At 43.9% G+C, this 9,198-nt stretch carries 1 protein-coding gene; it reads left to right on the forward strand.

The window, feature by feature from the left end; genetic code table 11:
• Positions 1 to 115 precede the first annotated feature (115 nt).
• The coding region (locus tag EZ444_RS18160) for a Calx-beta domain-containing protein (RefSeq protein WP_165503654.1) at positions 116 to 9,198 on the forward strand (9,083 nt) is incomplete at its 3' end.

A 9,198-nucleotide genomic window follows, 5' to 3' on the forward strand; every position in this document is an offset into this window, starting at 1 on the left:
ATTTGCGAAATCTGTACGTTAATAAATTTTTATCCACAATTTCTTGTGCTAAACACCTAAAGTCTTAATGCCTATGCTGCTTTTTACATCGAACAGAATTTCTTTGTTTAAATTAATGCCATTCAGGTTATTACTTGTTTATTGCTTTGTCTTTTTTGGTTTAGGTATATTCTCAATCCCTGTTTTTGCGGAGGGGAGTAAGGATTTGATTGCGAATGGTGGCAACCGGGCAACATTGACTGCCGCCACAGCTTCTTTCGAAGGTAACTATTTCCCAACAGAAGGTTTAGTCAGGGTGTATGTTAATGCCGGAGAAACAATTTATCTGGGATCAAGTGATACTCATATCGTCCTTATTTCTCCAACGGGTAAATTCTATGAAACAGACGATAATAATATCGGAAGAATAGCAAACACTACTGAAGAAACTAACGGCCCGAGTTATCTTAATGATGGTAATAATGGTACTTACTACGCATATACTCGTACAGCTCCAGCTGGTGAGACTGGTGTCTGGTCGGTATTTTTTCTGGGTGACAATGATTATTTTGATGTTTCTGTATCTGCCTCAGCGACTGCTACAAACAGCGCAGCTTTTATCAAGGGAAGAGCTTATATGAATGTATTCGCCGGAGATTTGGGCGCTTATAATAGAACATTTAAAGGGATATTTTATGTATTAACGAATGATGGCTACACTTACAAGGTTGATCCCAATGAACTTGCAGGTTATCGCTTTACTTTTTTTTCCAACAATAAGGGCTATAAGAACGTGGATGGAACGGCGAGCTATAAAAGTAAAAACAGTACATCAACGGCAGACCTGTACGATCCTCGTTTGTCGGATAATGCTGCTACAAATGATGTAACGCATAAATTATTCTTCAATCAGCCAAATGTTCCGGTAAATGCTGTGGCTCCAATCTGGTTGCTCAATGATTTTACGGATGGTATTGACGATAATGGAATTAATGGAGGTAATGCCTCCGGGGGTACTTTAAGTACAACCTGGTTACAGGTTACTCCAACACTTCCGATAATCAATAATTTTACATTTACCGGTAATGAAGGGACAAGTAATCAGGCGGGAACCATTCCTTTGGGAGGTGTTATTGCCTTTAACTCAAATCAGGGTGGAACATACACGATTAAAATCGATGTACCGGGTACAAATGATGTAACAATTACCGGTAACGCCGTTGCCGGAACTAATACCGTTCCATGGGATGGCAAAGATGCTTTGGGTAATAAGGTACAGGGAACGATTGGTACCTCGGCAATTACCATTGAACTAAAAGCAGGGGAAGTACACTTTCCGTACATTGATGTGGAAAATAACTGGAGGGGCATTAAAATTACCCGTTTAGGTGCAGGCGTTGGTACTACAACAGTCTATTGGGACGATACTTCAGCAGCGGGTGGGGCTGATCTTGTTGGAGCCGATAGTCAAAACGGGGCTCATACATGGGGATCATCTGGATATGCCAGCAATGCCTTCGGTGATGGAAAAGGACTGGATACTTGGGCTTATTTATTTAGTAGTGTGCTAAGTCCTGCTGTGCCAATTTCACTACGTGAAGCGGACCTTGAGGTGGTAAGCCTGACTTCAAATAAAACAACCTATTGTATAGGAGAAACAATTACCTATACATTAGCGATTAAAAATAATGGGCCTGATGCGGTAACCGGGGCAAAGCTTGCGTTTACCTTTCCACCTGAGTTGACCATAACCGGCATTACTGCTCCCCCTACTGCGGGGATCACCTTCACCGGACTTACCAATCATACAGCCCCATTCACTGACGCTCCCATTACAGCTTCAATTAATATTGCGAATCAAGCCGTACTTCTGGTAACTGTAACCGCCACAATAGATAGTAAGCCAACAGGTACCCTGGATGCAAAAGCAAGCATTATGCGCCCGGCAGATGTTACCGATCCGGATGCAACGAATCCGGATAATCTTCCGCCGACGGATCCTGATGCAGAGTGTAATTCAGGTACTGTCGGTTGTAATAATATCAAAACTCATTCTGCCGCTGTTCAAGTCAGTGATATCTCAATAGTGGCTACTTCAGCATCAAAGAGCGAAGGCAATAGTGTTGGTAGTCTCACTGATATGAGCTTCACAGTGTCCCTATCAGCAGCCAATACAGGTTGTCCTGTTACTGTAAATTATGCAATCCAGCATGGTACAAGTAATGCAGGCGATTTTGATTTTACATCGAACCCAGCCAGTGGTACGCTGACCTTTTTAACAGGGGAGACCAGCAAAGTCCTTAGCTTTAAGGTTAAGCATGATTTGATGGTTGAAGGCGATGAAACGTTTTCGGTTGTCCTTTCAAATCCAAGCTCCGGCGGACAGATTACTACGAATTCTGCCCCAGGAACAATAGATAACGATGATACGATTACGCAAATTGGGATCACGAAAGTCGATGGAGCGGAAGGGGGAGCAACTGGCAGCTTTATATTTACCTTCCCTGGCGGCGCAAGTTTTGATGTGGATACTCCTGTTCCATATGTGCTTTCGGGGACTGCGACAGGTAGCGGAACTGATTATACTGCCGCTGGAACTATTACCATTCCTGCCGGATCCAATAGCGTTACACTGAACCTGTCTGTAAATAACGATGGGCTGACAGAGGGCACCGAAACAGTAATCATCACTCCTGGTACAATCGGCAACAAATATAATGCTTCGGTTACGGTTATTACTCCGGTTCCTGTAGTTAATATAACAGATAATGATCCTGCAACCCTAACCATTAGTAATGCGTCGATCACTGAAGGTGACACTGGCACGCAGGACATTACTTTTAATGTAACCTTGAGTAATGCTACAGGCAGCAGTTTTGATATAAATTACGCTACCGCAAATGGAACGGCTTTAGCGGGAGAGGACTATGTAGCAAAATCTGGTACGCTAAACTTTACCGGTATAGCCGAAACCCAGACGATCACCATTCAGGTGAACGGAGATCAAAAGATTGAACAAAATGAAGCATTTACAATAGCATTATCGGGCCTGACCAAAAATTTCGGGGGACAATTGACCGTTGTTAGTTCACCTGCAACCGGAACCATTATCGATAATGATAATACACCAGCAAATAGGTTAATTACGATCACTCCAACCAATGGTCAGGAACTGGGCCCGGTGGCAGGTATTTTCACTTTCAGTTTTCCGCCAGGGGTAACTGCGGATCAGCCGACAACAATTGATTTCGGATTGACAGGCACCGCCGGAGCAGCAGATTATACAGGGGGTGTCACATCTGTCACTATCGCTGCTGGTGCCCCCAGCGCTACAGTAAGTCTTCCTGTGCTTGGGGACGATATTTTAGAAGGCCCGGAGTCAGTCGTATTGACTACAACTACGGTAACCAATAGCAGGTACACCATCACTGTTGATAATTCGCCTCAGTCGCTAAACATCATAGACGATGATTTTGCCAATATCATAACCGGAAATGTTAACGTACCAGAAGGTAATAACGGTCAGACCGATATGGTCTTTAATGTGCAGCTGGATAAAGCCACAGGGAGCGGTTTTACGATAGGGTATACAATTACCAATGGAACTGCAATAGCTCCGGAAGATTATATTGCCCAAACTGGTACCCTTACTTTCTCAGGAGTCGTAGAAACCCAGCAGATCATAGTTAAGGTTAATGGAGATCAGAAAATTGAGGGCAATGAAACGCTGATCCTAACACTTGGCACTCCTTCTAATACATTCGGCAATTTTTTAGCGGTTCAGAATTCTCCGGCCACCGGAACTATTACCGATGACGATAATATACCGGCTAATAAAATAATCACCATTACAAAGGCAAATGGTTACGAACTGGTGGGGCCGGATGCGAGCTTCACGTTTAGCCTTCCTAATGGGGTAAGTGTTGAATCCGATACAGAAATCTCCTATACGCTTACGGGTAATGCCATCGGTGGTGCCGTTGACTATATAGGAGCTACTTCGGGAACGATCAGAATCCTTGCAGGTCAGAACAGCGCTACGCTGAATCTGCCTGTAGTAGATGATGTTTTGCTCGAAGGTGATGAAACTGTGATTGTAACAGTTAATGGGGTAAGCAATCCTATGTATGATCCTTTTACTGTGAGTAATTCAGGACTTTCACTTGATATTATCGAAAATGACAATACTGTATTGCTTAGCAGTCCTTCAAGCGTTCTTGAAGGTAATAGTGGTACAAAAACGATAGAATTCAAGGTGACGGTTGCCTTGGCCACAAGCCTTCCTTTTACTGTTGATTTTCATACCTCAAACGGAACAGCTATCGCGGGAGAGGACTATGACGCCAAATCCGGGACTATTTCTTTTGAGGCGAATACACCGAACCAGGTCAAATCTATTTTTGTAACGATTAACGGTGACCTGAAGATTGAGAACAATGAAACATTTACGGTAACCCTCGATGGGTTAAGTAATAATTTCGGTAATACTTTATTTTTAAGTCCTCCGGTTACCATGACCATTACTGATGATGACAATATCCCTGCCAACAAGATCATCAGCATTTCCAAAACAGATGGAGCTGAACCGGGAACAACAGATGGTACCTTCACATTAAGCTTGCCAAGTGGAATAACAGTCGATGCAGCTACCACGGTAAACTATATCCTGTCCGGTACTGCTCAGGGTGGAGGAATAGATTATACCGACACACAGCTTACACCGATTACCATTCCTGCGGATCAGAATTCAGTTATCATAAGCATGGTAGATGTTGTTGATGATTACATTATAGAAGCTACCGAATCAGTACTTATGACGATTACTTCTGTAAGCAATCCTAAGTATACCGGATTTGCAGGTAACAGTCCTGTTGCACTGGATATTATAGATAATGATAATACTGCAGCTAATAACATCATAACACTAAGCAAAGAATCTAATGGTGCGGAACCGGGAACAAAAGCCCAGTTTAAGGTTAGTTTCCCAACAACTCCAAATATGATTACTGCCGCTGTACCCACAACTGTAAATTATACCATTTCCGGTACTGCGGTTAACGGTGTTGACTATAATGCTTTGACCGGATCAGTAGTAATTCCGGCGGGCAGTAACGCTGCGGTAATTGATGTATTGGTGATCGATGACCAGATTATCGAAGCACTGGAGAAAGTAGAATTAACGTTAACTAGCGCTACCAATACAATTTCAACCCTCACTGTAGGACCGGGTATGGTAAGTGCGGATATTGCAGATAACGATAACAATCCTGCGAATAACGTCATCACATTAAGCAAAGTAAAGGATGGTTTAGAACCAGGTACCGATGCACAGTTCAAAGTAAGCTTCCCGGGTGGAATTACCAGTGCTGTGGATACTGAAGTGTCTTATTCGGTTAGTCCTTCAGGAACCGCATCTTCAGGAACGGATTATACAGTGCTTAGTGGAACGGTGACCATCCCGGCGGGAGATAATTCGGCAGTAATTGATGTTAAAGTGATTGATGACAAAATTATTGAAAATACTGAGACTATCCTGCTTTCACTTAATTCCGCAACTAATTCGATTTCAACGCTGACTGTGCAGCCGGCTAATCTCGTGGGGGTCAATATAGGGGATGACGATAATACAGTCGGAAATAATATCATTTCCATAAACAGCACTACAAACGCATCAGAACCAGGTACGAACGGGCTGTTTACTGTTAGTTATCCAACAGGCATCACCAGTTCTGAAGCCACTCTGGTAACTTATACCATCAGCGGTACCGCAGTTAACGGTACTGATTACACCACTATACCAGTTACAGTCACCATTCCTGCCTACGCTAATTCTGCTAATATTAACATTCCTGTGATTAACGATCAGATCATCGAGCCAACTGAAACCGTTGGCCTGACTTTAACACTTGCAGATAACACAAGTTTTAATCCTACTGTGAATGGCACCCTTGCGGCTATTGATATAGCCGATGATGATAATAATCCTGCCAATAACCGTATTATATTAAATGCTGGAACAAATGGAGCCGAACCGGTTAGTCCGGGGCAGTTTACAGTTGGTTTCCCTACCGGTTATACCAGTTCGGAAGAAACTATTGTAAATTATTTAGTCACTGGTACGGCAACTTCAGGAGCGGATTACACGGCAATAAGCGGGACAGTAATCATTCCTGCAAACTCTGGTCCTGTACCTATTAATATTGCAGTTCTGGATGACAATATTATAGAAGGGACAGAAACGGTAGCCATTACTCTGAATAATGCTACAAACAACATTATTGCCAGTTTGGCAACGCTTCCGAGCGCTGCTGTAAGCATCAATATTGAAGATGATGAAGATGACGATCCCGCCGACAATATTATTACCCTGACAAAGACCGATGGTTCGGAGCCCGGGAGTAATCCGACTTTTATTGTAAGCTATCCAAGCGGCATCACCAGTTCTAAGAATACGCTAATAAGTTATACAATAGGAGCGGGTGGGACAGCCACCTCCGGAACGGATTATACCGCATTGAGCGGTACAGCAACAATTCTTGCAGGCAGCAATTTTGCTACCATCTCAGTGCCTGTGATTGATGATAAGATCATAGAACTCACAGAAACCGTCGAACTGACCATAAACAGCGCAAATAATGGTGTTTCTATGCTGACATGGTCGCCTTTAACGGCGCTGAGTACGAATATTGCGGATGATGACAATATTCCAGCCGCCAACACGATTACGTTGAGCAAGGTAACAGACGGATCAGAACCAGGTACCCCAGCGCAGTTTAAGGTGAGCTTCCCTTCAGGCTATACGAGTTCGGCAGCAACCACGGTTACCTATACAGTAGGTGGTACTGCTGTTGTCGGAACCGATTACACGGCCCTTCCTGGTACAGTGACCATCCCGGCAAACACTAATTCCGTCTTGATAGACGTGCCAGTATTAGACGACCAGGTGATCGAGCCGACAGAAACTGTTAGTCTAACTTTAACAGGCGCTACCAACACGAACGCTACGATGGCGATATTGCCGAATGGTTCCTCGGTGACTGCGAATATTACGGATAATGATAATAATAGTTTGAATAACAATATTTATCTCAGTCTGGTAAGGAATGGCACAGAGGGCGGAGATAATCCGCAGTTTAAGGTCAGTTTCCCTGCTGGTTATAGCAGCGCTGAACCAACAGTAGTTACTTATGCACCAACCGGTATAAATACAGCTATTTTAAATGTGGATTATACTGTGCCGCTCTCGACAGTAACTATTCCTGCTTATGCGAATTCAGCACTCATTGAGATTCCTCTGACTAATGATCTGATATTAGAGCCTACTGAATCATTCGAGCTGGTTTTAACTGGCGCCACTAACAGTGTAGCTGCCGGCTTAATATACCAGACCTCTCCAGAGCGTGCGGATATCGTGGATGATGATAACATTGTGGCTAACAATGTTATTTATTTAACTAAAGTTAGTGATGGTATAGAGGCAGGTACTCCTGCCGTGTTCAAAGTGAGCTTCCCATCCGGGTACACCAATTCAGTGCCTACTACTGTGAATTATACTGTTACAGGTGGAACAGCAATAAATGGAACAGATTTTACAGTAAGTGGGCAGGTAATAATTCCGGCTGGCAGTGGCTCGGCCAATTTTGATGTGACTGTGCTTGAAGACCAGATCCTGGAAGCTACAGAAACGGTTCAGTTAACGCTAGCAGATGCCACAAACAGCATATTTACGCCCATAACATTGAACCTTGCACCAGCAACTGCTAATATTTTAGATGACGACAGTACGATTGCCACAAACAAACTGATTACGATTACCCCTGATGACGGGGCAGAAGTTACGGTTCCGGGAGTTCAGAACCCAGCCAATTTTTCGTTCCAGTTTCCTTCCGGTATCACCTCATCCGCTCCGACAGTAATTAGCTATGTATTAACAGGCGCTGCGGGAAGTAACGGAATAGATTACACTGGTCCCGTTAGCGGAACGATAACTATTCCGGCAAATCAGAATAGCGCGACGCTTATGCTACCGGTTATCGATGATGATATTGTAGAAAATAACGAAACCGTCATACTAACCACTGGCCTTGTGAGCAATATCCACGTCACCGGAATTAGCATTGACAATTCGCCAGCAGTATTAAATATTACCGATAACGATGCAGCAGTATTAACGGTAAACAATAAGACGGTAACGGAAGGCAACAGTGGCGATACTGAAGTTGAATTTACCGTAACGCTGGATAAAGCCACGGGTGGCAGTTTCTCTTTAGGTTATGCCACGGGAGACCTTAGTGCTAAAGTAGCAGATAACGATTATATCGCTCAGTCGGCAAGCCTTAGTTTCGCCGGTAATGCCGGAGAAAGCGTTTCCTTTAAAATACATGTTAACGGGGATAAGAAAATTGAGGCGGATGAAATTTTTAACATTATTTTTTCAGCTCCTATTAATACGTTCGGTGGTCGTTTAACCATGCCGGCACCAACGACAACAGGAACAATATTGAATGATGATTCTGGGACGATTACGATCAGCTCAAGTTCTGGTTCTGAGGGGAATCCTAATCCGAATGGACCTGGCTTTACGTTCAGTTTTCCTCCTGGGGTAACCTCAGATCAGCCAACCACGATTTACTTCGGCTTAAGTGTTGGCAGTACTGCGACTATTACAGATGATTATATTTTTCCTGACTTAACAGGTTCAGGTTCGGTGATTATTCCGGCAGGTGTTAACAGCCAAACGGTTATTCTTCCGGTTGTTGACGATGCAGTAGTAGAGAACACAGAAACGATTACGCTCACTGTTGGTTCAGTAGTGAATGGTACTGTCGCTACAACTACTGCTACAACCACTATTACGGATAATGACGCAGCGAGTGTATCGCTTTCGACCCCGTTAACAGTCAATGAAGCAGCGGGTACAGCGACCTTTAGAGTGACTTTAATGGGTAATGTACAGGAAGCCTTTACGGTAGATTATGCAACCGCAAATGGTACAGCCCAGTCGCCGGGTGACTATACAGCCATTACTGCCGGAACGGTAAGTTTCCCGGCAGGTTCTGCAAGTGGGGCATTCCAAACCTTTACCGTAGCTATTAATGACGATAACCTGGTAGAGCCGGGCGAAACATTCAGCGCTTCCTTAACCGGTATTACGGGGCTTGCAACGATCGGTATTGCTACGGCAACGACCACCATTAATGATAACGATGTAGCGAGTGT

The organism is Pedobacter hiemivivus, assembly GCF_004331685.1.
Classification (GTDB): domain Bacteria; phylum Bacteroidota; class Bacteroidia; order Sphingobacteriales; family Sphingobacteriaceae; genus Pedobacter; species Pedobacter hiemivivus.